The 25,736-nt window shown below is 73.4% G+C and carries 20 protein-coding genes; 16 read left to right on the forward strand and 4 right to left on the reverse strand.

Annotation, left to right across the window (positions count from 1 at the left end; all coding sequences use genetic code 11):
- Positions 1-221 precede the first annotated feature (221 nt).
- On the reverse strand, positions 222-3,308 hold the full coding sequence (locus ACIF6F_RS33530) for an AfsR/SARP family transcriptional regulator (protein WP_399955937.1): 3,087 nt from the start codon (positions 3,306-3,308) through the stop codon (positions 222-224).
- A gap of 162 nt (positions 3,309-3,470) precedes the next feature.
- Here ACIF6F_RS33530 and ACIF6F_RS33535 point away from each other — a divergent pair, with 162 nt between their 5' ends.
- The 13 genes from ACIF6F_RS33535 (at position 3,471) to ACIF6F_RS33595 (ending at position 20,698) form a co-directional block, all read left to right on the forward strand.
- The gene (locus tag ACIF6F_RS33535; RefSeq protein WP_399955940.1) at positions 3,471-4,691 is read left to right on the forward strand and encodes an amidohydrolase family protein; all 1,221 of its coding nucleotides are present in this window, start codon (positions 3,471-3,473) and stop codon (positions 4,689-4,691) included.
- 673 nt (positions 4,692-5,364) lie between these two features.
- Positions 5,365-7,395, forward strand: a complete 2,031-nt coding sequence (locus ACIF6F_RS33540) for a sensor histidine kinase (protein ID WP_399955943.1) — start codon at positions 5,365-5,367, stop codon at positions 7,393-7,395.
- Positions 7,392-8,045: a response regulator gene (locus ACIF6F_RS33545; protein WP_399955947.1), complete on the forward strand. Its 654-nt coding sequence runs from the start codon at positions 7,392-7,394 to the stop codon at positions 8,043-8,045. Before ACIF6F_RS33540 ends, ACIF6F_RS33545 begins: the two co-directional genes overlap by 4 nt.
- Positions 8,046-8,298: 253 nt before the next feature.
- Positions 8,299-9,537 carry a serine hydrolase domain-containing protein gene (locus ACIF6F_RS33550; protein ID WP_399955950.1) on the forward strand — a complete coding sequence of 413 codons (1,239 nt, stop codon included), beginning with the start codon at positions 8,299-8,301 and terminating at the stop codon, positions 9,535-9,537.
- Between the two features lie 50 nt (positions 9,538-9,587).
- A complete protein-coding gene (locus ACIF6F_RS33555) occupies positions 9,588-10,439 on the forward strand; it encodes a hypothetical protein (RefSeq protein ID WP_399955953.1) in 852 nt (283 codons plus the stop codon).
- A gap of 200 nt (positions 10,440-10,639) precedes the next feature.
- Positions 10,640-11,587, forward strand: a complete 948-nt coding sequence (locus ACIF6F_RS33560; RefSeq protein WP_399955956.1) for a TIGR03619 family F420-dependent LLM class oxidoreductase — start codon at positions 10,640-10,642, stop codon at positions 11,585-11,587.
- Positions 11,588-11,644: 57 nt separating this feature from the next.
- Positions 11,645-12,433, forward strand: coding sequence for an SDR family NAD(P)-dependent oxidoreductase (locus ACIF6F_RS33565; RefSeq protein WP_399955959.1), 789 nt, complete (start codon positions 11,645-11,647; stop codon positions 12,431-12,433).
- Positions 12,434-12,539: 106 nt separating this feature from the next.
- Positions 12,540-13,664 carry an LLM class flavin-dependent oxidoreductase gene (locus tag ACIF6F_RS33570; RefSeq protein ID WP_399955962.1) on the forward strand — a complete coding sequence of 375 codons (1,125 nt, stop codon included), beginning with the start codon at positions 12,540-12,542 and terminating at the stop codon, positions 13,662-13,664.
- A 386-nt stretch (positions 13,665-14,050) separates the two neighbouring features.
- On the forward strand, positions 14,051-15,790 hold the full coding sequence (locus ACIF6F_RS33575) for an amidohydrolase family protein (protein ID WP_399955965.1): 1,740 nt from the start codon (positions 14,051-14,053) through the stop codon (positions 15,788-15,790).
- A complete protein-coding gene (locus ACIF6F_RS33580; RefSeq protein WP_399955969.1) occupies positions 15,787-17,256 on the forward strand; it encodes an aldehyde dehydrogenase family protein in 1,470 nt (489 codons plus the stop codon). Before ACIF6F_RS33575 ends, ACIF6F_RS33580 begins: the two co-directional genes overlap by 4 nt.
- A gap of 279 nt (positions 17,257-17,535) precedes the next feature.
- Positions 17,536-19,110: an APC family permease gene (locus ACIF6F_RS33585; protein ID WP_399955971.1), complete on the forward strand. Its 1,575-nt coding sequence runs from the start codon at positions 17,536-17,538 to the stop codon at positions 19,108-19,110.
- Positions 19,111-19,271: 161 nt separating this feature from the next.
- Entirely contained in the window at positions 19,272-19,679 is a 408-nt protein-coding gene (locus ACIF6F_RS33590; protein WP_399955974.1) for a hypothetical protein, read from the forward strand.
- 866 nt (positions 19,680-20,545) lie between these two features.
- A complete protein-coding gene (locus ACIF6F_RS33595; protein ID WP_399956003.1) occupies positions 20,546-20,698 on the forward strand; it encodes a cadherin repeat domain-containing protein in 153 nt (50 codons plus the stop codon).
- 19 nt (positions 20,699-20,717) lie between these two features.
- On the opposite strand, the gene ACIF6F_RS33600 is transcribed toward ACIF6F_RS33595, so the two are convergent.
- The 3 genes from ACIF6F_RS33600 to ACIF6F_RS33610 all read right to left on the reverse strand — a co-directional run bounded on the left by ACIF6F_RS33600 (position 20,718) and on the right by ACIF6F_RS33610 (position 22,574).
- Positions 20,718-21,401 carry an iron-containing redox enzyme family protein gene (locus ACIF6F_RS33600; protein WP_399955977.1) on the reverse strand — a complete coding sequence of 228 codons (684 nt, stop codon included), beginning with the start codon at positions 21,399-21,401 and terminating at the stop codon, positions 20,718-20,720.
- A gap of 103 nt (positions 21,402-21,504) precedes the next feature.
- Positions 21,505-21,747, reverse strand: a complete 243-nt coding sequence (locus tag ACIF6F_RS33605; protein ID WP_399955980.1) for a DUF397 domain-containing protein — start codon at positions 21,745-21,747, stop codon at positions 21,505-21,507.
- Positions 21,744-22,574 carry a Scr1 family TA system antitoxin-like transcriptional regulator gene (locus ACIF6F_RS33610; RefSeq protein WP_399955983.1) on the reverse strand — a complete coding sequence of 277 codons (831 nt, stop codon included), beginning with the start codon at positions 22,572-22,574 and terminating at the stop codon, positions 21,744-21,746. Before ACIF6F_RS33610 ends, ACIF6F_RS33605 begins: the two co-directional genes overlap by 4 nt.
- A 131-nt stretch (positions 22,575-22,705) precedes the next feature.
- Between ACIF6F_RS33610 and ACIF6F_RS33615 the strand changes: the two genes are divergently transcribed.
- The 3 genes from ACIF6F_RS33615 to ACIF6F_RS33625 all read left to right on the forward strand — a co-directional run bounded on the left by ACIF6F_RS33615 (position 22,706) and on the right by ACIF6F_RS33625 (position 25,575).
- Positions 22,706-23,185 carry an ATP-binding protein gene (locus ACIF6F_RS33615; RefSeq protein WP_399955987.1) on the forward strand — a complete coding sequence of 160 codons (480 nt, stop codon included), beginning with the start codon at positions 22,706-22,708 and terminating at the stop codon, positions 23,183-23,185.
- On the forward strand, positions 23,154-24,467 hold the full coding sequence (locus tag ACIF6F_RS33620) for an AAA family ATPase (protein ID WP_399955991.1): 1,314 nt from the start codon (positions 23,154-23,156) through the stop codon (positions 24,465-24,467). Before ACIF6F_RS33615 ends, ACIF6F_RS33620 begins: the two co-directional genes overlap by 32 nt.
- 106 nt (positions 24,468-24,573) lie before the next feature.
- Entirely contained in the window at positions 24,574-25,575 is a 1,002-nt protein-coding gene (locus ACIF6F_RS33625; RefSeq protein WP_399955994.1) for a LuxR C-terminal-related transcriptional regulator, read from the forward strand.
- Positions 25,576-25,736 lie beyond the last annotated feature (161 nt).

Here is a 25,736-nt window from a genome sequence, read left to right on the forward strand (position 1 = left end):
CTCCCTGAAATCAACTGGTGGGAAACGCCCGCCCGGGGATTCCCCCGCGAACCACCGGACGGGCGTTCCAGGGTCGTTCACCCTAGCGGTGAACCACTCCTGGTGGTCCGCCTGCCCCCCGACGCGACGGACCGTTGGAAAGAAGCATGACGCCCGGCGATAAACGTTCGATGAACGTGCCCGATTATCGCCGGTGGCCCGGGAAAGTCCCAGGTCAGAGCCTATGCCGCCTGCGTCGGCCGGAGCAGTGCCCGGACCTCCGCGGCCTCGCCCGCGCCCGTCTGCTCGTAGATGCTCAGGGCCTCCCGCCAGCAGGCCCGCGCCCGGTCCGCCTGGCCCAGGCTGTCCAGGGCCCGGCCGAGGGTGGTCAGCACGTTCCCGCGCATCCACTCGCCGCCGATGCAGCGCAGTGCCAGCGCGCGCTCCGCGTGCTGCGCCGCCAAGGCGAACCGATGGGCCGACAGATGGGCCTCGGCGATCCGGAAGTTGGTCGTCCCCTCCCACAGCCGCTGCCGGTTCTCCTGGAACACACGCAGCGCCTCGCCGAGTTGTTCGAGGGCGTCCGCGGGCCGGCCCGCCCGGGTCAGCGCGATGCCCAGCGCGAAGCGGCCGTTGGCCACCCGCAGCGCCAGGCCCATCTCCTTGAAGATGGCCAGCCCGCGCTCGGCGAGCTGGACGGCACTGGTCGTGCGGCCCATGTTCACGTGGATCCGGGACAGGTTGCACAGCGCGCTGGCCTCGCCCGGCCGGTTCCCGTCGGCCCGGTAGTTCTCTATGGCCTCGCTCAGCAGCGCTTCGCCGTCCGCGTGCCGGTTCTGGTAGAAGGCGATGATGCCCCGGTCGTTCGGCGCCACTCCGGCCGGCATCGGGTCGCCCGTCAGCCGGGCCAGCTCGCTCGCCACCCGCGCCTCCTCGTCGGCCTGCGCGAAGCGGCCGGAGACCAGCAGGAGCGTGGTGAGCGCGATCCGCGCACGGGCCTCGGCCCGGGCGTCGCCGGCGGCGCGGGCCGCCTCGCGCACGGCCGTCGCCGTGGTCTCGTACTGGCGGGAGTTGGCCCCGGACTCGGCCAGGTCCTTCGCCGCCCACAGCAGGTCCACGGCCCGCCCCAAGGCGCCCCCCGAGGCGTTCTGGTGCACGCAGGCGAGCAGGCAGGCCGCCTCCGAGTACAGCCAGTCCACGGCCGACCGGCCGTCCGGGAAGACCAGGCCCGGGTACGCCGTGGCGGAGAGGTGCTCCACCAGCCGGTCGCCCGGCCGCTCCAGCGCGTACACGCCGGCCGCGGTGGCCAGGTAGAAGTCCAGCAGCCGGGACATGGCCGCGGTGCGCTCGCTCGGCGGCTGCTCGTCCCGCTCGGCGCACGCACGCGCGTAGAGCCGTACGAGGTCGTGGAAGCGGTAGCGGCCGGGCGCCGCCGACTCCAGCAGGGAGCAGTCGACCAGCGCCTCCAGCAGGTCCTCGGCGTCGTGCTCGGCGAGGTCCAGTACGGCGGCGGCCGCGGCCAGCGAGATGTCGGGGCCGTCGGCCAGGCCCAGCAGCCGGAAGGCCCGCGCCTGGGCGGGTTCGAGCTGCCCGTAGCCGAGTTCGAAGGTGGCCTTGACGGCCAGGTCGCCGGCCTGGAGCTCGTCGAGGCGGCGCCGCTCGTCGGCGAGCTTCGCGGCCAGGACGGACACCGTCCAGGTACGCCGGGCGGCGAGCCGGGAGGCCGCGATGCGGATGGCCAGGGGCAGGAAGCCGCAGGCCCCCACCACGTCCAGGGCGGCCTGCCGCTCGGACGCCACCCGCTCCTCGCCCACGATCCGGGTGAAGAGCTGGATCGCCTCCTCCGGGCTCATCACGTCCAGGTCCACCAGGTGCGCGCCGGCCAGGCCGTTCATCCGCACCCGGCTGGTGACCAGCGCCGCGCAGCCGGCGGTGCCGGGCAGCAGGGGCCGTACCTGGGCGGCGTCCTTGGCGTTGTCGAGCAGCACCAGGACCCGGCGCCCGTCGAGGGTGGAGCGGTACAGCGCCGCCCGCTCGTCGGCGGTGTCGGGGATGGCGGAGTCGGCGGTGCCGAGGGCGCGCAGGAACGCGCCGAGGACGGCCTCGGGTTCGGCGGCCCGCGGGTCGGTGCCCTGGAGGTCCACGTACAGCTGGCCGTCGGGGAAGTGCGGGCGGGCGGCGTGCGCGACGTGCACGGCGAGGGTGGTCTTGCCGACGCCGCCGATGCCGGCCAGGGCGGAGACGGCCATCACCCGGCCGTCGGTGCCGGCGGTGGTGAGGATCTCGCTGAGTTCCTGTACGAAGGCGGAGCGGCCGGTGAAGTCGGGCACCGTGGCCGGGAGCTGGGCCGGGCGGACGATCACGGCGGGGGCGGCCGGGGCGGGCTCGGCGACGCGCGCCAGTTCGGCGTCGGCGCGCAGGATGCGCTGCTGGAGTTCGGCGAGCTCGGGGCGCGGGTCCACGCCGAGCTCGTCCGCGAGCAGGCGGCGCGTGTCGGCGTACACGGCGAGGGCCTCGGCCTGGCGGCCGCTGCGGTAGAGGGCGAGCATCAGCAGCTCGCGGAGACGCTCGCGGAGCGGGTGGGCGGCGGTGAGTGCGGTCAGTTCGGAGACCGCCTCGCCGTGCGAGCCGACCTCCAGGTCGAGGTCGAGGCGGGTCTCCAGGAGGGTGAGCCGCCATTCGGAGAGGCGGGTGCGCTCGGTCTCGGCGTAGGGGCCGGGGACCCCGGCGAGCGGCTCGCCGTCCCAGAGGGCGAGGGCGTGGTTGAGGAGCGTACGGGCCTGGCCGCGGTTGCCCGAGGCGCGGGCCTTGTCGGCGTCGGCGGCGAAGCCGCGGGCGAGGCCGAGGTCGAGGGCGGCGGCCGGGGTGCGGATGGCGTAGCCGCCGGACTCGCTGACCAGCAGGCCCGGGTCGAGGACCTTGCGGAGCCGGGAGGCGTACGTGCGGATGGCGGCCAGCGCCTGGGAGGGCGGGTCCTCGCCCCAGATGGCGTCGATGAGTTCGGGCGCGGTGGCGGTGCGGCCGTCGCGCAGCAGCAGGGCGGCGAGCAGGGCGCGCTGCTGCGGGGAGCCCGACGGGATCGGCTCGCCGCCGCGCCAGGCGCGGACCGGGCCGAGCACGGCGAAGCGGGCGGTGTCGGGGACGGAGGCGGAGGGGGCGGTGGGGCCGGAGGCTCCGGCGGTGGTGCCGCCCGTGGGGCCCGTGGGGCCCGTGGTGCCTGCGGAGGTGTCGGTGGGCGCGCCCGTGGCTTCGCCGGATGCGGAGGGGGCGGGTCCGGGCGCCGATTCGGGGTGCTTCCGCTGCCGCGGTATGGGCGGTGTGCCGTCCATCTACTTCCCCCTCGCCTTTCCGGAGCCGTGTGTACGCATTGGTCAGTCTGCCCTGTCTTGGGCGGGCGCGTCAGCCCGGCCGGGGTGTGTGGCAGAGCTGGTACAGATCGATCACTACCCGAGGAGCTGACGGTACGTCAGATAAACGCTACCGTGGAGGACATGGAGACCTTCCCGAAGATCATCTCGGTGGACGACCACACGGTTGAGCCTCCCCACGTCTGGCGGGACCGGCTCCCGTCCAAGTACGCCGACGTCGCCCCGCGCGTCGTCCGCGCCCCCCTCAAGGAAATGACCTTCCTGGGCGGCAGGTTCGCCCCCGTCATGGGGGCGAAGGGCGACGACGGCCCCATCGGCGACTGGTGGGTGTACGAGGACCTGCACCGCCCGCTGACCCGCCTGGACACCGCCGTCGGCTACGACCGCGACGAGATCCGGCTGGAGGTCATCACGTACGAGCAGATGCGCCCCGGCTCCTTCTCGGTCCCTGACCGGCTGGCCGACATGGACGTCAACCACGTCCAGTCCGCGCTCTGCTTCCCCACCTTCCCGCGCTTCTGCGGCCAGACCTTCACCGAGGCCAAGGACCGCGAGCTGGGGCTGCTCGGCGTCCGCGCGTACAACGACTGGATGGTGGAGGAGTGGTGCGGCCCCCTCGCCCAGGGCCGGCTGATCCCGCTCACCCTCATACCCCTGTGGGACGCCCGCCTCGCCGCCGAGGAGGTGCGGCGCAACGCGGCCCGCGGGGTGCGGGCCGTGGCCTTCTCGGAGATCCCGCCGCACCTCGGGCTGCCGTCGATCCACACCGACGAGTGGGACCCGTTCCTCCGGGCCTGCGACGAGACCGGCACGGTCATCGCCATGCACATCGGCTCCTCGTCCCGGATGCCGTCCACCTCGGCGGACGCGCCGCCGGCGGTCGGGTCCACCATCACCTTCGCCAACTGCTGCTTCTCGATGACCGACTGGCTGATGAGCGGCAAGTTCGAGCGGTTCCCCAACCTCCGGATCATGTACGCGGAGGGGCAGATCGGGTGGATCCCGTACATCCTGGAGCGCGCGGACGTGGTCTGGGAGGAGAACCGCGGCTGGGGCGGCGTCGCCGACAAGGTCACCCGCCCGCCGTCGGAGCTGTTCGCGGAGCACGTCTACGGCTGCTTCTTCGACGACGCCTTCGGACTGCGGAACCTGGACGCGATCGGCGTGGGCAACGTCCTGTACGAGACGGACTACCCGCACTCCGACTCCACCTGGCCGAAGTCGCGCGAGGTGGGCGAGGCGCAGATGTCCCACCTGGCCCCGGACGTGGTGGACCGCATCGTCCGCGGCAACGCGATCGACCTCCTGGGCCTGACCCCGGACGGCCTCTGGGCCGGCGCCTGACCTCTCCGGGGGGTGCGACGGGACGACCGCTCGGGCCCCGCCCGTCGGGGGTGCCCGAGCCTTCGGGGCAGCCGGCCTGTCGGGGGTGCCCGACCTCTCGGGGTGCCCGATCCCCAAGGGTGCGGCGGTCCGTTCCGGAGGGGGCTGCCCCCGGATGCCGACGCCTCGCGGGCCACGGGCGCCCTCCCTGAGGCTCGCCGGGCCGCGCGGGGCACCTGTCCCGCTGCCCAGGCGTCCTGCCCCGGCGCTGGGCGCCCTGCCCGGCCGTCCGGGTCCTGCCCCGCCGCCCGGGGGGCCTGTCCTGCGTGGCGGCGGTCTCGCCGGCACCGACCCGGTCGCGCGCCGGGCCGCCCCAGGAGCCCCGGCGGCGGCCGAGCGGACGGCCCGGGCGCCCCGAGGCGGGCTCCCCTGCCGAATCCGGTTCGCGTCGGGATTCCCGGGCCGCCGCCCGCCGGACCGGAGCGGCTGTCCGTGTCGGCGGACGCTTCGGGGTCCGAGCCGCCGTCGGGCGGAGGGCGGCGCCGGGGCCCCGCCGCCGGACCTGCGCACCGCGCCGGACCTGCGCACCGCGCCGGACCGTTTCGTCCCCGCATGCCGGCACGGCGACCGGCGCCCGGCGTGTCCGCCGTCGAATCCTGTGACAGCGCCGCTGCGGGGTGTCATCTTGGGCCTCATGGCGGATTCGGGGGGAACGGCCGGGAAGGGCGGGGGGTGCCGGCCGGCCGCTGCCGCCGTGCTGGTGCTGACCTGGGGCGCGGCAGCCGTCGGGCTCGGGCTGTGGGCCGTGGCCCGCCCGCCCTGGAGCCCGGACCAGGTCTACTTTCTCGTGGACACCGCCGACGCCCTCGTCTACGGGCTCACCGCGGCCGTCGTGCTCGGCCGCCGCACCCATCCCGTGGCCTGGCTCGTCGCCCTGTGCGCCGCCGGCGGCGGTGCGGCGGCGGTCGTCGCGCAGCTCGCCGCCCGGTACGGGGCCACCGCCCCGCCCCCCGCCTGGGGCATCCTCCAGGGCACCGCCTGGGTGCCCGGCACCCTCTCCCTGATCCTCGTCGTCCCGTACCTCCTCGGCCGCGAACGCCCCTCCCGGGCCGCGTACGCCGCCGTCGGGGCCGGCGTCGCGGTGATCGCCGCGCTGCTCGCCGTCCGCCTCACCGACCCCTGGCCCTGGCCGTCCGCGCCGGACCCCTTCGCCCCGCTCGCCGTGCGCAGCGCCGCCTGGGCCCGGCTGGCCGGACCGCTCGCCGACGCCCTCGTACTGACGGTGATCGTCCTCGGGCTCACCGCCGCGGCCCACGCGGCCCTGCGGCGGCGCCGAGACCCCTCGGCCCGAGGCCTGGGCTGGCTCGCCATCGGCACGGCCCTGATCTCGCTCACCTTCGTACCCCTGGTCGTCCGCCCCGAAGGCGTGGGCGGCTGGCCGGAGTTGCTGACCCCCGTCACCCACCTCGCCTCGCAGGCCTTCTTCCCGGCGGCCGTGCTCGTCGTGGTGCTGCGCCAGCGCCTGTGGGGCATCGACCTCGTCATCAGCCGCACCCTCGTCTGGGCGCTGCTCACCGGCCTGCTGATCGGCGGCTGCTTCGCCGCCCTCGCCCTGTTGGGCGCACTGCTGCCCGGCTCCGGAACGCTCGGCGCGGTCCTCGCCACCGCCGCCACCGCCGCCGGCATCCAGCCCGCCCGCGGCTGGCTCCAGCGCCGGGTGGACCGCCTCGTGCACGGCGAGGCCGCCGCCCCGGCGCTCAGCCGCGTCGGCCGCCACCTGGGCAGTGCGGCCACCCCCGAGGAGGCGCTGGCCGGTATGGCGGAGAGCGTGGCCGCGTCCTTCAACCTGGGCTCGGTCCGCGTTCTCGGCCCCGACGGCCGGGTGCTGGCCACGGCCGGCGAGCGCGAGGAGGAGACGCCGCTCGAACTCCCCCTGGTGGTACGGCAGGAGCCCGCCGGGACGCTCCGCGTCACCGCCCGCCCCGGCGAGGCGCTGGACCGCCGGGCGCGGGACGCCCTCGACGAGGTCGCCCCGCTCCTCGGCACCGCCGTGCAGATCGCCGCCGTCACCCGGGCGCTGCGCGAGTCCCGGGGACGGCTCGCCGCCGCCAGGGACGACGAACGCCGGGCGCTGCGAAGGGAGTTGCACGACGGGCTGGGGCCCGCCCTGGCCGGCGTGGGCCTCGGGCTGTCCGCCGCCCGGAACCTGCTGCCGCCCGGCGCCGGGGCCTCGGACGCGCTGCTGGCCGCGCTCCGCGAGGAGGTGGACCACCAGGTGGAGGCCGTCCGGGTGCTGGCGCGCGGGCTGGTCCCGCCGGTGCTGGCCGAGCTGGGCCTCGTACCGGCGCTGCGCGAACTGGTGATGCGGTACGAGTCCGACGGCCTGGCGGTGGTGGTCCGCGACGCGGGTGCCGGCGAGCCGGAACGGGAGGTCGCGGGCGCGGTGTACGCCGTGGTGGCCGAGGCCCTCAGGAACGTGGCCCGGCACTCCGGCGCCCGGGTCTGCGCCGTGGAACTGGCCGGCGACCGGGGCGCCCTGGCCGTCACGGTCGAGGACGACGGCCGGGGCATCGGCCCGGGTGCCCGCCCGGGCGTCGGTACGCAGTCCCTGCGCGAGCGCGCCGAGCTCGTCGGCGGCACCGTCGCGTGGGGACCGGGCCCCGGGGGCCGGGGCACGCGGCTGGAACTGCGGATACCCGCGCGACGGGAGGAGGCGGCGGCATGAGGGTGATGGTGGTGGACGACCACCCGGTGTTCCGGATGGGGATGGCGGCACTGCTCGGCTCCCTGGCAGGGGTGCGCGTGGTGGCCGAGGCCGCGTCGCTGCCGGAGGCCGTCGCGGGTGCGGTGGCCGCGGAGCCGGAGGTGGTGGTCATGGACCTCGACCTCGGCGAGGGCGCCGGCTCCGGGGTGGACGCGACGCGGGAGATCCTGCGGGTCCGGCCGCGCACGGCGGTGCTGGTGGTGACCATGCTGGACGACGACGACTCGGTCTTCGCCTCGATGCGGGCCGGGGCCCGCGGGTACCTGCTGAAGGGCGCGGCACCGGAGGAGATCGAGCGGGCGCTGCACGCCGTGGCCAACGGGGAGGTCATCCTGGGCCCCGCCGTCGCGACCCGGGCCATGGCCTACCTGACCGGCCCGGTGGTGCCGGGCGCCGCCCGCGTCCCCTTCCCGGAGCTGACCGCCCGGGAGCTGGAGGTGCTGGACCTGGTGGCGCGGGGGCTGGACAACACGGCCGTCTCCCGGCGCCTGACGCTCTCCCCGAAGACGGTCCGCAACCACCTTTCCAACATCCTGACGAAACTCCGGACGGCCACCCGCGCGGAAGCGATCGTCCGTGCCCGCGAGAGGGGCCTGGGCACGGGCCCGTGACGGGCCCGCGCCCCGCGCGGGGCCCCGCGCCCGGTCCGGCCGTACGGTCCCGCTCCCGGTCCGGCGGCACGGTCCCGCTCCCGGTCCGGCGGGGACGGTCCCGCTCCCGGTCCGGCGGCGCGTGCGTCGGCGCCGCCCCGTCTGGCGCCGAACGAGTGGAATCGCGGGGCGGGCGCCGGACGGGTCCCGCCCGGCACGCGCCCGGATGGTGATGTGGTTATCCGCTCCCCGGACCTGGAAGAGGCGCCCCGACATGCGACGTACCCCCTCCCGCCGGCTGTTCGCCGCCGCCCTGCTCGTGGCGTCGGTGCTGGCCCCGGTGGCCGTCACCCCCGCCGGGGCCGTGACTCCCGCTTCCGCCGCGGACCGTCACGGCGACGGCGGCGGGGACGGGACGGACGGCCAGGACAGGGACGGGTGCCCGCGCAACGGCCTCGACCCCGCCCTGACCGCCCGGCTGGACCGGACCGTCGAGCAGGTCCGCACCCAGGCCGGCATTCCGGGTGTCGTCGTGGGCCTCTGGCTGCCGGGGCGGGGCTGCTACGTACGGGCCACCGGCGTCGCCGACAAGACCACCGGCAGCCCGATGCGCGTCGACTCCCACGTGCGCATCGGCAGCGAGACCAAGACCTTCACCGTCACCGCGCTGCTGGAGCTGGTCGACCAGGGCAAGGTCGGGCTGGACGACCCGATCGACAAGTACGTCCGCGGGGTGCCCGACGGCGAGAACATCACCCTGCGCCACCTCGCGGAGATGCGCAGCGGCCTCTTCCCGTACACCTCGGACCCGGACTTCATCCACGACCTGCTGAGCGACCCGACGCGCGCCTTCAACCCCTGGGAGGCGCTGTCGTACGGCTACCGGCACGCCAACACCTTCGCGCCCGGAGCCCGGTTCCAGTACTCGAACTCCAACCTGGTGCTGCTCGGCCTGGTCATCGAGAAGGTCACCGGCCAGAAGGTGCAGCGCGTCATCGACGAGCGGGTGCTGCGCCCGGCCCGCCTGCACCACACGCTCTTCCCGAAGGGCGCCGAGTTCCCCGAGCCGCACCCGCGCGGCTATACCGACCAGACCCTGGACGGCACCACCGCGGACGCCACCGACTGGAACCCCAGCTGGGCCTGGACGGCCGGGGCGATGATCTCGAACCTGTACGACCTGCGCCGCTGGGCCGAGGTCGTCGCCACCGGGAAGCTGCTGAGCCCGGAGACGCAGGCGGAGCGGCTGAAGGTGCTGCCGACCGGCTTCCCCGGTACGAACTACGGGCTCGGCATCCTGGAGACCGGCGGCTGGATCGGGCACAACGGCTCGATCCCGGGCTACGAGACGGTGACCGTGTACCTGCCGGAGGAGAAGGCCACCATGGTCCTGATGCTCAACACCGACTCCCAGGTGGGCGGTCAGGAGCCCTCGACGCTCCTCGCCCGGGCGGTCACACAGGTGGTGACGCCGGATCACGTGTACGACGGCGGAGGAATCGGCCCCCGTTAGAAATTGAGTGATCAACAGAACCAAACGCACCATGTGTACGGTTTAGGGCGATGAGCAAACACGCCCGGCACCGGACAAGGACGCGGCGGCCCGCACGGCTCGGCCGGCGCCTGCCCCTCGCTGCGGCCGGCGCCGCCCTCGCCGGGCTGGCCGCCTGGCTGTGCGGCGTCCCCTTCGACATCGGCGGCGACCTCGGCGCGGCGAAGGGCAACCAGGAGCTCCGGGGCAACGGTTCGCACGCGGACGGCGACCACCCCAGCCGCGGGGAGCGCCGGCCGGCGGCGCCGCACGCCGGGCCGCCGGCGCCGGCGCGGCCGAAGGTGATCCCGGGGCTGAGCGACGCCACCCGGGCGCGGATCCCCGCCGATTCCCGCCAGGTCGTCCTGGTCAGCGGCAAGGGCAAGGACTCCTCGTACAACACCGTCACCCTCTACAGCCGCGCCGAGGGCTCCCGCGACTGGACCGCCGGGCCGAGCTGGCAGGGACGCAACGGCGCCAAGGGCTGGTCCACCGACCGCCGGTACGGCGACCTCACCTCCCCCGTCGGCGTGTTCGCCCTCACCGACGCGGGCGGCCTGCTGTCAGCACCGCCGGGGACCAGGCTCCCGTACGACCAGGACGAGGCCTTCGTGCCCGGCGGGGTCGGCGTCGAGGGGGAGTCCCTGGCCGGCTCCTTCGACTACGTCGTGGCCATCGACTTCAACCGCAGGCCGGGTACCTCCCCGCTCGACCCGGAGAAGCCCGAGGGTGAGGACAAGGGCGGCAACATCTGGCTGCACGTCGACCACGACGGCCCGTCCCAGGGCTGCGTGGGCATCCCGGCGGCCGCGATGCGGAAGGTTCTGGAGACGCTGGACCCCGCCCAGCACCCGGTGATCGTGATGGGCCCGGCGGGCATGTAGGCCCGGGGCCCCCGCCCTCCCGCCGCCTTCGCCCCCCCGACGGGCCGCCCGCCTCCCTGCCCGCCTGCCGCACCCACCCTCCGGCCTTCCGGTCTTTTGGTGGCTCCTCCCCCTTGCCTGACGGGGCGTCAGCTACCAGCATGGGGCCCGCATCCATATGACGAATCGTCAGATGACTCGATGGCGAAGGCGGACGGCCCATGGGACGCGTGTTTCCTGAAGGACGGCTGGTGTACGGGATGCAGCTCCCGATCCAGTCGCAGAGCTCCATCTACGCCGAGCCCTGGGAGGCCGCGGCGACCGCCGCCGACCTGGCGGAGATAGCCCGGGCCGCCGACCGGGCGGGCTTCGGCTACCTCGCCTCCTGCGACCACGTCGCCATCCCGCGGCGGCTCGCGCAGGCGATGAGCACGGTCTGGTACGACCCGGTGGCCACGCTGTCCTTCCTGGCCGCGGTCACCGAGAGGGTCCGGCTGCTCAGCCACGTCGCGATCGTCGGCCTGCGCCACCCCCTGATCAGCGCCAAGCAGTACGCGACCCTCGACCGGCTGTCCGGGGGGCGGCTGATCCTGGGCGTCGGCGCGGGGCACGTGCAGGAGGAGTTCGAGGTGCTGGGCGTGGACTTCGCCCGGCGCGGGCCCGTGCTCGACGAGACCGTCGACGCGCTGCGGGCTGCCCTGGGGGAGGAGGAGTTCCCGGAGTTCGAGGGCGCGCTCTTCCGCTTCCGGGACCTCGGACAGCTGCCGCGCCCGGTCCAGTCCCGGGTGCCGGTGTGGGTGGGCGGCTCCTCGCCGGCGGCCGTGCGCCGGGCGGCCGTGCGCGGCGACGGCTGGCTGCCGCAGGGCGACCCGCGCGACCGGCTGCCGGGCCAGATCGCCCGTATCAGGGAACTGCGCGAGGCTGCCGGGATCGCCGACCCGATCGAGATCGGCGCGATCACCGAGCCGCTGTACGTCGGCGAGCCCGGCTGGGACACCGGCCGCCGCACCCGCACCGGCAAGCCGGAGGCCCTCGCGGCGGCCCTGCGCGAGTACGCCGAACTGGGCGTCGACCAGGTCCAGGTGCGCTTCCGGTGCCGCGACCGCGCCGAACTCGTGGACCAGATCACGGCGTTCGGCGCGGAGGTCGCGCCGCACCTCAACGACTGAAGCGGCCGAACGGACCGCGGAACGACCGACCGCACGACCACCGACGAAGGAGCACCGATGGGCAAGCTGGACGGACGGGTCGTCATCATCACCGGTGCCGCGCGCGGCCAGGGCGAGCAGGAGGCCAGGCTGTTCGCCGCCGAGGGCGCGAAGGTGCTGCTCGGTGACGTGCTGGACGCCCAGGGCGAGGCCGTCGCCAAGGAGCTGGGCACCGAGAACGCCCGCTACGTGCACATGGACGTCAGCCGAGAGGAGGACTGGGCGGCGGCGGTGGCCGCGGCCAAGGAGGCTTTCGGCGGCCGGGTCGACGGCCTGGTCAACAACGCCGGGATCCTGCGCTTCAACGAGCTGACCGCCACCCCGCTGGAGGAGTTCCTGCAGCTGGTGCAGGTCAACCAGGTGGGCGCGTTCCTCGGCATCAAGCACGTGGCCCCCGAGATCGAGGCGGCCGGCGGCGGCACCATCGTCAACACCTCCTCGTACACCGGTCTGACGGGCATGGCCTTCGTCGGTTCGTACGCGGCCACCAAGGCCGCCATCGTGGGTCTGACCCGGGTGGCCGCGCTGGAACTGGCAGCCAAGGGCATCCGGGTCAACGCGATGTGCCCGGGCGCCGTGGACACCCCGATGGCGAACCCGGGGCTGCTGGACCCGGAGAACCTCACGGACGAGGCGCGCGACGCCATGGCGGACCTCTACAAGCGGGTGGTGCCGCTCGGGCGGGTCGGCCTCCCGGAGGAGGTGGCCAGGCTGGCCCTCTTCCTGACCAGCGAGGACTCGTCGTACATCACCGGCCAGCCGTTCGTCATCGACGGTGGCTGGATGGCGGGCGTCAGCATCCTCTAGTCACATCTGACGCAGTGTCAGGTATTGACGCGGCGTCCCCCCGGTGGAACAGTCGAACGCATCACGATCTGACGATGCGTCAGAAACAGAAGGACGGTGAACCCCCTTGGAATTCGGTCTCTTCGTGCAGGGATACGTGCCTGAGGCGCGGTCCAAGGTCGACCCCGAGGCAGAGCACAAGGCGCTGATCGAGGAGACCGAGTACGTCATCCAGGCCGACAAGTCCGGCTTCAAGTACGCCTGGGCCTCCGAGCACCACTTCCTGGAGGAGTACTCGCACCTCTCGGCCAACGAGGTCTTCCTCGGCTACCTCGCGCACGCCACCGAGCGGATCCACCTCGGCTCCGGCATCTTCAACCCCCTCGCGCAGGTGAACCACCCGGTCAAGGTGGCCGAGAAGGTCGCCATGCTCGACCACCTCTCCAAGGGCCGCTTCGAGTTCGGCACCGGCCGCGGCGCGGGCAGCCACGAGATCCTCGGCTTCCTGCCGGGCATCGAGGACATGAACCACACCAAGGAGATCTGGGAGGAGACCATCGCGGAGTTCCCCAAGATGTTCCTCCAGGAGGAATACGAGGGGTTCCAGGGCAAGCACTGGTCGCTGCCGCCGCGGAAGGTCTTCCCCAAGCCGTACGGCAAGGCCCACCCGGCCATGTGGTACGCCGCCGGCTCGCCCTCCTCGTACGCGATGGCCGCGAAGAAGGGCCTGGGCGTGCTGGGCTTCAGCGTCCAGAAGGTCTCCGACATGGAGTGGGTGCTGGAGCAGTACAAGACGGCGATCCAGGAGGCGAAGGCGATAGGCGCCTTCGTGAACGACAACGTCATGGTCACCTCGACCGCGATCTGCGCCGAGACCCACGAGAAGGCGGTCGAGATCGCGGTCAACGCGAACATGAACCGCTTCCAGTCGCTGGTCTTCCGCTACCACGACACCTTCCCCCGGCCCGAGGCGATCCCGGAGTGGCCCGAGACCCTGCCGGAGTACAACGCCGAGATCATCGAGCTCCTGATCGCCGAGGAACTCCTGATCTGCGGCGACCCCTCGGAAGTCCTCGCCCAGTGCAAGCGGTGGGAGCAGGCGGGGGCGGACCAGCTCTCCTTCGGCCTCCCGACCGGTGTCTCGTACGAGGACACCATGACGACGATCAAGCTGATCGGCGAGCACGTGATCCCGAAGATCGACACCGACCCCGTCCACCGGACGACGCGCTTCCGCGAAGCGTCGTCCTGACGCCGCCGAGCGCTCCGACACGTCCCCCGCCCCCCGCGGCCCCGGGAGCCGGGTCCCGTCCCTCCCATCCCCCGAAAACGGGGGCGGCGTCTTCCCGGACCGCCGCCCCGCACCGGCCCCGGCCGGGAGGCACCCGCGGCCGCGGCCGGCCCGGAGCCCCCCGACCGGGGCACACGGGCGCCCAACCCGGCCTCCGCCAGGGCGCAGGGCGCGGCACGGCAAGCACACCCGGCACCACCGAAGACCCCACCGCCCCGCCCCGCAGGGCAGAGCGCATCCGGCGCCAGCCGGGCCGCATCACCTCGCCCCGCAGGGCGAGGGACGGCCGGCGCCGGCCGGAGCCCCGGGTACACCCCCGGACGGGAACACGTACGAGAAGGGACGTCATGCTCGACCACCTCATCACCGGCGCCACCGTCGTGGACGGCACCGGCGCCCCGGCCCGCGCAGCGGACGTCGGCATCAGGGACGGCCGCATCGCGGTGATCGCGGAGCCCGGCACCGTCACCGAGGCGGCCCGGACCACCGAGGACGCCACCGGCCTCGTCCTCTGCCCCGGCTTCGTCGACCCGCACACCCACTACGACGCCCAGCTGTTCTGGGACCCCTACGCCACCCCCTCCATGAACCACGGCGTCACCACGGTCGCCGGCGGCAACTGCGGCTTCACCCTCGCCCCGCTCCACCCGGACCGCCCCGAGGACGCCGACTACACCCGCCGCATGATGAGCAAGGTCGAGGGCATGGCCCTCAAGGCCCTCGAAGAGGGCGTCGACTGGAGCTGGCACACCTTCGGCGAGTACCTCGACGCCCTGGAGGGGCGGATAGCCGTCAACGCCGGCTTCATGGTCGGGCACTGCGCCCTGCGCCGGCACGTGATGGGCGAGGACGCCGTCGGCGGGCAGCCGACCCCCGAGCAGCTGGACGCGATGCTCCGCCTCTTCCACGAGGCCATGGACGCCGGCGCCTGGGGCCTGTCCACCACCCAGAGCTCCACCCACTCCGACGGCGACGGGCGGCCCGTCGCCTCCCGCCACGCGAAGCCCGAGGAACTGCTCGCCCTCTCGCGGGCCGTGGCCGAGCACGAGGGCACCCAGCTGGAGGCCATCGTCGCCGGCTGCCTCGACCAGTTCGCCGACGAGGAGATCGACCTCTTCGTCGAGATGAGCGCAGCGGCCGGGCGCCCGCTCAACTGGAACGTCCTCACCATCGACGCCTCGGTCCCCGAGCGCGTCCCGCGCCAGCTGGTGCCCAGCGAGCGCGCCCGCAAGGCCGGCGGCCGGATCGTCGCGCTCACCATGCCGATCCTCACGCCGATGAACATGTCCCTCGGCACCTTCTGCGCCCTCAACCTCATCCCCGGCTGGGGAGAGGTCCTCGGCCTGCCGGTGCCCGAGCGCATCGAGCGGCTCCGCGACCCCGTCGTACGCGCCGAGCTGCTGCGCCGCGCCGACAGCAAGGAGGCCGGCGTGTTCCGGCGGCTGGCCGACTTCGGCCGGTACGTCATCGGCGACACGTACAGCAAGGCGAACGAGGGCCTCGGCGGCCGGGTCGTGAAGGACATCGCCGCCGAGCGCGGCCAGGACCCCTTCCAGTGCCTGGTCGAGATCTGCGCCAACGACGACCTCCGCACGGTCCTGTGGCCGATGCCCACGGACAACGACCCCGCCACCTGGGCGCTGCGCGCCGAGACCTGGCAGCACGAGGACGTGATGCTGGGCGGCTCCGACGCGGGCGCCCACCTGGACCGGATGTGCGGCGCGCCGTACACGACCCGCTTCCTCGGCGACTGCCTGCGCGGCCGGAAGCTCGTCCCGCTGGAGCAGGCGGTCAGGATGCTCACGGACGACCCCGCGCAGCTCTTCGGCCTGCGCGAGCGCGGCCGGATCCAGGAGGGCTGGCACGCGGACCTCGTCCTCTTCGACCCCGAGCGGATCGAGGCGGGCCCCGCGACGCTGGTGCACGACCTGCCGGGCGACAGCCCCCGGCTGGACTCGCGGGCGATCGGCGTGGTCTCCGTACGGGTCAACGGCGTGGAGACCATCCGCGACAACCAGGTCACCGGGGCGGTGCCGGGCACGGTGCTCCGCTCGGGCCGTGACACGAGGACGGTGAGCACCCGATGACGCGCGAGATCCGGCAGCGGCTGTACGTCGGCGGCGAGTGGGTGGAGCCGGCGGGCGGGCACTACGAGGTGGTGAACCCGGCCGACGAGTCGGTGGTCGGCCTGGCGCCCGAGGCCTCGAAGGAGCAGGTGTACGAGGCGGCCGCGGCCGCCCGCGAGGCCTTCGGGCCCTGGTCCCGGACCCGGCCGGAGGAGCGCGCCGCGATCCTCGACCGGGCGGCGGACGTCATCCAGCGCGAGTACGAGCCGTGGGCGCAGCTCGCCCAGGCCGAGACCGGTGCCACCCCGGGGATCGCCCGCGGGATGCAGGTCGGCGTGGGCGTGGCGCGCTTCCGGCGGTACGCGAAGGGCGCCCTGGAGCCGGTGGAGCGCGGGCTCCCGCCGCAGGTCACCGAGGCCGGCCCGATGGGGAGGGCGAGCGTGCTGGGGGCGCTGGAGGTGCGCCAGCCGGTCGGTGTGGTCACCTGCATCACCTCGTACAACAACCCGTGGGCCAACCCGTCCGGCAAGATCGCGCCCGCGCTGGCCATGGGCAACACGGTGGTCGTGAAGCCGGCGCCGCAGGACCCGCTGTCGGTGTTCCGGATGGCCGAGGCGCTGCACGAGGCCGGGGTCCCGGCGGGCGTGGTGAACGTGGTGGGCGGGCGGTCGGTGGGCGTGGGCGAGGCCGCGGTCGACTCGCCGGACGTGGACATGGTGTCGTTCACCGGGTCGACGGCCGTGGGCCGGGCGATCGCGGAGGTCTGCGGCCGCGGGATGAAGCGGCAGCTGATGGAGCTGGGCGGCAAGGGCGCGGCGGTGGTCTTCGACGACGCCGACCTGGACGCGGCCGTGATGGGCATCGGCACGACGTTCTCCTTCTACAGCGGCCAGATCTGCACGGCCCCCACGCGGGTGCTGGCGCAGCGCGGCATCCACGACCGGCTGGTGGAGAAGCTGACCGGCTACCTGGCCTTCATGAAGGTGGGCCAGCCGGCGGAGCAGGGCACGGTGGTCGGCCCGGTGATCTCCGCGGCGCACCGGGACCGTGTGGAGTCGTACGTGGAGCTGGGGCGCAAGGAGGGGGCCCGGGTCGTGTCGGGCGGCGAGCGGCCGGTGGTGGGGGACGGGCGCGGGTTCTACGTCGCCCCGACGCTGCTGGCGGACTGCACGAACGAGATGCGGGTGGTCCGGGAGGAGATCTTCGGCCCGGTGGTGGTGGTCGTCCCCTTCGACACGGAGGAGGAGGCGGTGGAGCTGGCCAACGACAGCGACTACGGGCTGCTCAGCTACGTCTGGGGCGGTGACGTGTCGCGGGCGTTCCGGGTCGCTCGGCGGATGCGGGCGGGCGGGGTGGGCGTGAACACCATCGGCCGGAACATGGAGGCGCCGTTCGGCGGCTTCAAGCAGAGCGGGGTGGGGCGCGACGTGGGCTCGTACGCGCTGCACGCCTACAGCGAGATGCAGTCGATCGTCTGGACGACGTGACGGCACAGGGTGACGGCAGGGACCGCATAGTGGGACGAACCCGGGCGTGAAAATCGCCACTGGAAAGTTTTGAAACGGTCAAAACGGACAGGGGTGCGGTTTCCGCATACCGGAACCCCCTGTCCGGTCCCGGCGAAAGGGAGCCTCGGCGGGTTTGTGAACCTTGAATTACGTCCGCGTGAACAGTCTTGACCTCAAGAATCCAAGGCGCTTCGGCTCACGGGGAAGCGGACTTAAGGCCTCCGGATAAGGAAACCGCAGCGTCTAACGTCCTTGCTCATGACACAGCTGGACGCCCGACCCCTGGTCGGAGACACGGTAAGCGGCGCGGCCGACGGTGGGAGCCAGGCCCACGACGTCCGCAGCAAGGGACTCGGCAAGGGCTCCGTAGGCCTGCTCGGCAGTGCCGTCATCGGCATCTCCACCGTCGCCCCCGTGTACTGCCTGACCTCGACGCTCGGCTCCACCGCCGGCGAGGTCGGCCTCCAGATGCCCGCCGTCTTCCTCGCGGGCTTCCTCCCGATGCTCCTGGTGGCCTTCGCCTACCGCGAGCTCAACAAGGCCATGCCGGACTGCGGCACCTCCTTCACCTGGACCGTGAAGGCCTTCGGCCCCCGGATCGGCTGGATGTGCGGCTGGGGCCTGGTGATCGCCACGATCATCGTGCTCTCCAACCTGGCCGGCGTCGCGACCTCCTACTTCTGGCTGCTGGCCGGCGAGATCACGAACAACCCGTCGGTCGCCGCCCTCGACGACAACAAGTTCGTCCACATCGCGACCTGCCTGACGCTCATCGCCCTCGCCACCGCGATCAGCTACCGCGGCATGACCGCCACCAAGGGCGTCCAGTACGCCCTGGTCGGCCTCCAGCTCGCAGTCCTCGCGATCTTCGTCGCCATGGCCTTCCAGAAGGCGTCCGCCGGCACCTTCGACACCGGCCTGGACTTCTCCTGGCAATGGATGAACCCCTTCGCGGTCGAGTCCATGGCGGCCTTCACCGCCGGCCTCTCGCTCTCGATCTTCATGTACTGGGGCTGGGACGCCTGCCTGGCCACCAACGAGGAGACCACCGGCTCCACCAAGACGCCCGGCCGCGCCTCCCTGATCGCGATGGTCGTCCTGGTCGGCTCCTACCTGGCCACCGGCGTCGCCGCCCAGATGGCCGTCGGCTCCGGCGACAAGGGCCTCGGCCTCGCCAACCCGGAGACCTCCGACAACGTCTTCGCCGCCCTCGCCGGCCCCGTCATGGGCCCGGTGCTCGGCGTGCTGCTCTTCGTCGCCGTCCTGGCCTCCGCCGCCGCCTCCCTCCAGACCACCTTCATCCCGGTGGCGCGGACGGTCCTGGCGATGTCCACGTACGAGGCGCTGCCGCCCTCGTACGCCAAGGTCCACCCGAAGTTCAAGACCCCGGGCCGCGCCACCGTCATGGCGGGCGTCGCCACCGGCGCCTTCTACACGGTGATGACCCTGGTCAGCGAGAACGTGCTGACCGACACGATCTTCGCGCTCGGCCTGATGATCTGCTTCTACTACTCGCTGACCGCCTTCGCCTGCGCCTGGTACTTCCGCAAGGAGCTGCGCCGCTCTTCCCGCGACCTGTTCTTCAAGGGCGTCTTCCCGGTCCTGGGCGGGCTGCTCCTGGCTGCGGTCTTCACCAAGACCCTCATCGACATGTGGGACCCGGCCTACGGCTCCGGCTCCACGGTCCTCGGCGTCGGCAGCGTCTTCGTCATCGGCGTCGGCCTGCTGGCCCTCGGCCTGGTGATCATGTTCGTCACCGAGCGCCGCAGCCCGGCCTTCTTCCGGGGCCAGGTCCTCACGAAGGAGACGCCGGCGCTGGTGGTCGAGGACTGAGGTCCGCGCCTCCGGGCTCCGAGTTCCGAGCTCCGGAGATCCCCCTTCGCCTTCCCCAGCTGTGTCAACGCCGGACGCCCGGTACCGCCGATCGCGGTACCGGGCGTCCGGTCTTCCACGAGTTCTGTGACCGTCCCGGGGGCCGCTTCGTTGTGCCGGGCATGAACAACACCCCCATCAAGCGTGCTGTTGCTGCCCTCTCCCTCGCCGGGGCGGCCCTCGGCCTCGCCGCCACCGCTGCCCAGGCGGCTCCCCTCCCCGACCTGCCGGACGTCCCCGTCGCCGGCATCGACGACATCACGGAGCTCCCGGCCGCCGGCGTGCCGGACCTGGCCGCCCTCACCGAGGACCAGCTGAAGCACGTCCCCGACCTGCCCGCCGGCCAGGTCGCCGACGCGGCCGTCGGCCTGGTGGAGGACCCGAAGAAGACGCTGGACGAGGCCCAGTTCGCCACCGTCGCCGCCGACGAGGCCCTCGGCACCACCCTGACCGGCACCGGCCCGGCCTTCGCCCCGCCGGTCGACGCGGTCCGCGGCTTCGCGGCCGAGGGCGTCGACTCCCTCGGCTGACCGCAGCCTGACCGCAGCCTGATCGCCCTCCCGGCGATCGCCACCGCCTCCGTACCGCTCGTCGCAGGCGGCATCACGTGACTCTGCACCGGAGCGACGATCTCGACCCCCGGTGCCGTCGGCTCCGGCCGCCGCCCCGCCCGACCGCCCCCTGGCGACGCCCACGGCGGAGGCGGACGGCGGAGGCGGACGGCACCCGGGTCTTCGACCTCCGCACGCGGCCGGGCCGGACCGAGTTCCGCCCCGGCCGCCCCCTCCCCACCCGGCCGGCGCGGCGGTCCTTCCGGCCCGGCGGTGCGTCCGCGCTTCTCGCCTGCTCCCGGCCGTCGCCTGCTCCCGGCCGTCGCCTGCTCCCGGCCGTCGCCTGCTCCCGGCCGTCGCCTGCTCCCGGCCGTCGCCTGCTCCCGGCCGTCGCCTGTTTCCGCTCCGGCACGGGCTGCCGACACACCGGTCTGCGCCACCACCACGGCCAGGGGCACGGCATCGTCCCCCGTGGTCACCCAACTGCCCGACGGGAGCCGCACCGTCGTCTGCACCTACCAGGGCGTCCCCGGACCGGGCGGCCCCCTGGCGGGCTCGTCCGGCGGCGGCGAGTTCACGCTCACGATCCCCGACCGCGTCACGTCCCTCACCATCGACGATGCCATCGGCGGAAGGGGCGGGAACGGCGCCGGGGCGCCGGAGGCAGCGGGCGGAGCTGCCGGGAGGGTCACCGGGACGCTGACCGCTTCCCACCGGCACGGTGGGGAACTCCTACAGCGTCCCCGTCGTGACCGGCGCCGCGACGGGGGGAACTCCGCCCGTCACCTACACGACCAGCGGCACGCTGCCCCCGGGACTCGCGCTCTCCATCCGGCGGACAGCTCCTGCTCACCGGTACCCCCACCGCGGCCGGGACGTACTCCTTCACGGTGACCGCGACGGACAGCGCCACCCCGGCGCAGAGCGGCAGCTGCTCCTTCACCGTCACCATCAACGGCAGCGGCAACGGGGGTGGCGGCGGATTGCGCCACCCCTGAGGTGCGCGCCCGGGGACCGCTACTCGGCGGACTGGCCGACGGTGTCCTCGTACAGCTCGGTGAAGTAGAGGCCGATCAGGTCGACGAAGTTGACCAGGTGGCGTTCGGCGGCGGCGAAGTCGCCGTCGGCCCAGCCCTTGACCGCACGGTCGACGGCCGACCACATCAGGTCGTCGTGGTCGTGCTCGTCGTCGTAGTCCAGGTGGGCCTGGGAGCCCTTGACCATCTCCAGGCCGTAGGTCTCGGCGGCGTTGGTGGTGATGATCTGGTTGTAGCGGTCGGAGTACCACTCGACCAGCCAGTTCCAGACCATGGTGGGGATCGGCCCCTCCTGGTTGATCGAGAAGTACATGTACCCCATCAGGTACTCCGTGGAGGGGTACACGCGCATCGCGTCGACCTCGCCCTTGGACAGGCCGAAGTGCTTGAGGTCGCGGAGGAACATCCCCTCGTGGTTGTTCTCCTCGGCCAGGTACTGGGCGAGGATCGAGGCGAGCCGGTTGTCCTTGTACCCGATCTTGTACAGGCCGTAGGCGTCCACCTCGTTGTTCAGGCGGATGCGGAGGACCGTCTCCACTAAGTGCCGGCGGTAGTAGTCGCGGTCGATCCACTCGCCCGCGTGGAACTCGCGGGCCTTCGGCACCTTGCGGAACAACCGCTCCATGCCGTCCGCCGCCAGCTTCTCCAGCCGTTCCCGTGACATGTTCTGCCCCCATGTGCTCGTGGCCGGATCCCGGCCGCGGGCCCCACGCTGGTTCAGGGGTCCGGGCCGGGTCAACGACCGTTCAAGACAGGGGGAGTTATGGCTAGATGTGCGCGACGAAGGCCGCCCAGGCGGTGGGCGTGACCTGGAAGGAGGGGAGGGTGGTGTCCTTGGAGTCGCGGACGTGGACGGTGGTGGAGCAGGAGCAGGTGGCGACCTCTACGCAGGAGTCGCCATCAGTGCGGCTGTGAGTGGACTTGTGCCAGGCGAGGGCCACTTCAACGCACTCGCCGCCGTCGCTGCCGCTGTAAGTGCTCTTGAACCAGGTCAGCTCGGACTTGCTCATAGCGCTCCTCGCATTCGCTTCAACAGGCTCACGGAATCGACGTGATTGAGAGCCTGTGAGCGCAGTTTGGCATAGCGCTGATGAAGGATGCTGACCTCTTTCGGCTCGGTGACGACCAGGCCGGATCGCTGCCCCTCGCAGTAGGCCAACCAGCGGTTCTCCTCGGTTTCCATGAGGACCATGGGGCCGTTGGCGCCGGCGTGGTCGGGTGACACGAGTGGCATGATCTGCAATTCGACGTTGGTCTGGGAGCCGATCGCCAGCATGCGGTCGATGAGCTCACCGGTCACCTCCGAGCCGCCGGTCCGGCGTTCGATGAGAGCCTGCTCGACCACGAAGCTGAACGCGATCAGCGGAGTTCGGCTCAGCAGGCGCTGCCGCTCCAGCCTCGCCGCCACGAGCGAATTGACTTCCTCCGCCGTTCCCGGGGGCGGGACGCTCTCGGCCACGGCCCGCGCGTACGCCTCGGTCTGCAGCAGGCCTGGCACGGCGCGGCAGTCGTACGCGCTCAGGCTGACTGCCCTCTCCTCCAGCTGGGCCCAGGGCTGGAGCCAGGAGGCCAGCCCCTTGTTCTTCATGAGGTGCTTGGCGGCCGCGCGGATGGCGCCGAAGCCGTCGAGAACCTCTTCCGCGTTGTTCACGAACCGCTCCTGCGGAAACCGGCGCCCTTGCTCGAACGACCCCACCGACTGGACCGAGTAGTCCACCAATGGTGCGAACTGTTCCTGGGTATAGCCGGCCCTCTTCCGGAAGGCCTTGACGACCTCGCCGAAGGCGCGGAGCGCGGGATCGGGTTCCACCTCGTACTCACCATCACCGTTAGCCATGGTTGACACCTCCCCGGCGAGCAATCGTCACGTTACGTGAATCCCCCTGTCCAGCGCATGGACTCGTACAAGTCCCCCTGTACGAGTCCATGTGCTGGTGAAATGCCCTGGCCAACGCTGGAGTTGGCCCCATGTCAGAGCCAGAGCGGCACACCGCCGCCCCCGTACGCGTGTTCACTCAGCGTTTCAGTTCCACCCGCCGCGGCGCCCGCCTGGCCCGGCGGCTGGCGTTGCTCCAGCTCCACGACTGGGGCATCCCGCACCGCACGCCCCGGTCCGTCGCCGCGGAACAGGTGCTGGCCGAGCTGGCCGCCAACGCCATCACCCACGGACGGGTGGCCGGCCGGGACTTCGAGGTGCGGCTCACTCTGATGGATGGCGGCGCGCTCCGGATCGAGGTGGCCGACGCCCGTGGCGACCGGCGGCCGGAAATCCGCGCCGGGGACGGGGTGTCCGGGTACGGAATGCGGCTGGTTGACGCCTATGCGGATGCCTGGGGCGTCACCGACAGGGTCATCGGCAAGACAGTCTGGGCGGAGTTGGGCGCACCCCTCTCTTCCCCCGCCCTAACATCCCCCCATGGCGATCCCCTGGCCCTTCTTCGGCCGTGAGGCGGAGCTTGCGCGGGTGGCGCGTGCCCTCGGGGCGGACGGCGTCGGCGGGGTGCTGGTGGTGGGGCTGCCCGGGACCGGGAAGTCCTGGCTGCTGGCCGAAGCCCGGCGGGCGCTGGAGCGGGAGGGGCGGCCGGTTTTCGTCGCGGAGACCTCCGAGGAGGCGCGGGAGGTGCCGTTCGGGGCGCTCAGTTCGCTGCTGCCGGTGCTCGTGCCCGAGCGGGGTGCGCTGAACCTGCTGCGGTGGGCCCGCGAGGTGCTGCTCGACGAGGGTGCGGGCGCGGGTGGCGGTGCGGGCGCGGGTGGCGCTCAGGTGCCCGTGCTGTGCGTGGACGACGTACAGCTGATGGATCCGCTGTCCGCGGCGCTCGTGCGGCGGATGGTGCGGGCGGGGGAGTTACGGCTGCTGGCTGCCGGAGCCGTGCCCGACGGACTGCGGCGGCTGTGGGAGGACCGGCTGCTGGAGCGGGTGGAGGTCGGGCTCTTCACCCGGGAGGAGACCGAGGCGCTGCTCGGGTCGGTGGAGCGGGTGGCGGCCCGGCGGCTGTACGAGCGTTCGCGCGGCCATCCGCTGTTCCTGCGGGAGCTGGCCCTGACCGGCGAGGAGCTGCCGGACCGGGTCGTCGCGCACGTGACGGCCCTGGTGGGCGGGGCACGGGAGGCGCTGGAGCTGGTCGCACTCGGGGAGCCGGTGGCGTTGTCCGCGCTGGGCGAGCTGGTCGACGTATCGCTGCTGGAGGAGGCGGAGGCACGGGGACTGATCGTGGTGTCCGGGCCCTGGGTGCGGCTGGCGCACCCGCTGTACGCGGAGGTGCTGCGCGGGAGTTGTCCGCGGACGCGGGAGGGGCGGCACCGGCGGGCGCTCGTCCGGGCCCTCGGCGGGGCGGGGCTGCTGGCCGGCGCGCGCGAGGCGTGGGCCGGGCGGGATCCGGGCGGGACGGTGCGGCTGGCCTCTGCGGCGTGGGAGGCGGGGGCCGGTGTGGGGGCGGCGCTGCTGCTGGCGGCGGCGCTGATCTGGACCGAGCGGTACGCCGAGGCGGAGGCGGTGCTCGGGGAGTGCGAGGCGCTGCCGATGGAACGGGCGGAGCGTGCCCGGCACGCGGTGCTGCGGGCGTACGGGCTGAGCTGGGGGCTGCGGCGGTTCGACGATGCCGAGCGGGTGCTCGGCGAGGCGGAGGGCGTGCTGGGTGCGGAGGCGGTCGGGCGCCGGGTCGCGCTGCGGGGGGCGGCCGAGGACTACCGGGGGGGCGCTGGAGCTGGCTTGTGCGGGGGGTGGGGGTAGGGGTGCGAGTGGTGGGGGTGGTGGGGGTAGGGGTGCGAGTGGTGGGGGTGGTGGGGGTGGGGGTGGGGGTGGTGGGGGTGCGAGTGGTGGGTGTGATGTTGATGGTGTGGGTGGTGCTGCCGCGTTGCTGACCGGGGTCGCCGTGGCGCGTGCGTACACCGGGCGGCCCCTGGTGGCGCGGTCCGTGCTCGTGCGGGCCGGGGAGGTGGTGAGCGGGGATCCCACCGAGGTGCTGCCGCTGCGGCTGGCCGCGTACGCCGCCGAGTTCTGGGCCGGGGACCTCGCCGGGGCGTGGCGGGCCGCCGATGCGTACGCCGAGGCCCTGGGACGGCGCGGGGATGCCCTGTACGGGGCGGTGCTGCTGTGGCGGGGGCAGGTACGGGCGGCGCTGGCGCGCCTGCGGGGCTCGCACCCCGGGGCAGCCGCCCACGCCGCCGCGCTGGTCGGGGACGCGGAGATGGCCGAGAGGTACCTCGCGGCCGGGGGCGATCAGTGGGCGGAGCTGGCGCGGCCCTGGGTGGCCGTCGCGGGCGGGCGGGTGGCGGAGGCGGTCGAGCTGGCCTCCTCGTACGCGGCGCGGGCCGGAGCCGCCGGCCTGGTGGGCTTCGAGCTCCTGGCGCTGCACGACGTGGCGCGGCTGGGCGGTGCGCGCAAGGTCGCGGCGCGGGTGGCCGCGCTGGAACACGAGGGGGCCCTGGCTGCGGTGTGCGCCGGGCACGTCGCGGCGGCGGCCGAGCGGTCGGGGGCGGGGCTGTGGGCGGTGTCCCTGGAGTTCGAACGGCTGGGGTACCTGCTGTTCGCGGCCGAAGCCGCCGCGGGTGCGCTGCGGGCCGGCGCACCGGGTGCGGCTGCCCGGGCCCACATGCTGGCGGCCCGCTGCGAGGGGGCGCGCACGCCGCTGCTGGCGGGGCTGGCGGCCCCTGCCCTGACCCGGAGGGAGCTGGAGGTGGCCGGATTGGCTGCCTCGGGCCTGACCTCAAGGGCCATCGCGACCCGACTGGGGCTGTCCCCCCGCACGGTGGACAACCACCTGACCAGTGCTTACGCGAAGCTGGGCGTCACCAGCCGGGGGGACCTGGCGGCGGTACTGGGGAGCCCGGGAGCGTAGGTGGGGGCCGGTGTCGGGGAGGCGGGCGGAGGAGCGGTGTCTCCCGGGCCGGTCTCAGGGAGGGCGCCGGTCTGGGGCCGTCCGCCGACCGAGGGTTTCCGGGCCGGGGTGCCCTGTCAAGGGCGCTCCTTCGTCGCGTCGCCTGCGGCGATTCCACTTCG

The sequence above is a fragment of the Streptomyces sp. NPDC086023 genome (assembly GCF_044540325.1).
In the GTDB taxonomy this organism is placed as follows: domain Bacteria; phylum Actinomycetota; class Actinomycetes; order Streptomycetales; family Streptomycetaceae; genus Streptomyces.

Excerpts from the sequence above, each read along its gene's own strand:
- ACIF6F_RS33530 (WP_399955937.1), bottom strand. The coding sequence starts at position 3,308 with ATGGACGGCACACCGCCCATACCGCGGCAGCGGAAGCACCCCGAATCG.
- ACIF6F_RS33535 (WP_399955940.1), top strand. The coding sequence starts at position 3,471 with ATGGAGACCTTCCCGAAGATCATCTCGGTGGACGACCACACGGTTGAG.
- ACIF6F_RS33540 (WP_399955943.1), top strand. The coding sequence starts at position 5,365 with ATGGCGGATTCGGGGGGAACGGCCGGGAAGGGCGGGGGGTGCCGGCCG.
- ACIF6F_RS33545 (WP_399955947.1), top strand. The coding sequence starts at position 7,392 with ATGAGGGTGATGGTGGTGGACGACCACCCGGTGTTCCGGATGGGGATG.
- ACIF6F_RS33550 (WP_399955950.1), top strand. The coding sequence starts at position 8,299 with ATGCGACGTACCCCCTCCCGCCGGCTGTTCGCCGCCGCCCTGCTCGTG.
- ACIF6F_RS33555 (WP_399955953.1), top strand. The coding sequence starts at position 9,588 with ATGAGCAAACACGCCCGGCACCGGACAAGGACGCGGCGGCCCGCACGG.
- ACIF6F_RS33560 (WP_399955956.1), top strand. The coding sequence starts at position 10,640 with ATGGGACGCGTGTTTCCTGAAGGACGGCTGGTGTACGGGATGCAGCTC.
- ACIF6F_RS33565 (WP_399955959.1), top strand. The coding sequence starts at position 11,645 with ATGGGCAAGCTGGACGGACGGGTCGTCATCATCACCGGTGCCGCGCGC.
- ACIF6F_RS33575 (WP_399955965.1), top strand. The coding sequence starts at position 14,051 with ATGCTCGACCACCTCATCACCGGCGCCACCGTCGTGGACGGCACCGGC.
- ACIF6F_RS33580 (WP_399955969.1), top strand. The coding sequence starts at position 15,787 with ATGACGCGCGAGATCCGGCAGCGGCTGTACGTCGGCGGCGAGTGGGTG.
- ACIF6F_RS33585 (WP_399955971.1), top strand. The coding sequence starts at position 17,536 with ATGACACAGCTGGACGCCCGACCCCTGGTCGGAGACACGGTAAGCGGC.
- ACIF6F_RS33590 (WP_399955974.1), top strand. The coding sequence starts at position 19,272 with ATGAACAACACCCCCATCAAGCGTGCTGTTGCTGCCCTCTCCCTCGCC.
- ACIF6F_RS33600 (WP_399955977.1), bottom strand. The coding sequence starts at position 21,401 with ATGTCACGGGAACGGCTGGAGAAGCTGGCGGCGGACGGCATGGAGCGG.
- ACIF6F_RS33605 (WP_399955980.1), bottom strand. The coding sequence starts at position 21,747 with ATGAGCAAGTCCGAGCTGACCTGGTTCAAGAGCACTTACAGCGGCAGC.
- ACIF6F_RS33610 (WP_399955983.1), bottom strand. The coding sequence starts at position 22,574 with ATGGCTAACGGTGATGGTGAGTACGAGGTGGAACCCGATCCCGCGCTC.
- ACIF6F_RS33615 (WP_399955987.1), top strand. The coding sequence starts at position 22,706 with ATGTCAGAGCCAGAGCGGCACACCGCCGCCCCCGTACGCGTGTTCACT.
- ACIF6F_RS33620 (WP_399955991.1), top strand. The coding sequence starts at position 23,154 with ATGGCGATCCCCTGGCCCTTCTTCGGCCGTGAGGCGGAGCTTGCGCGG.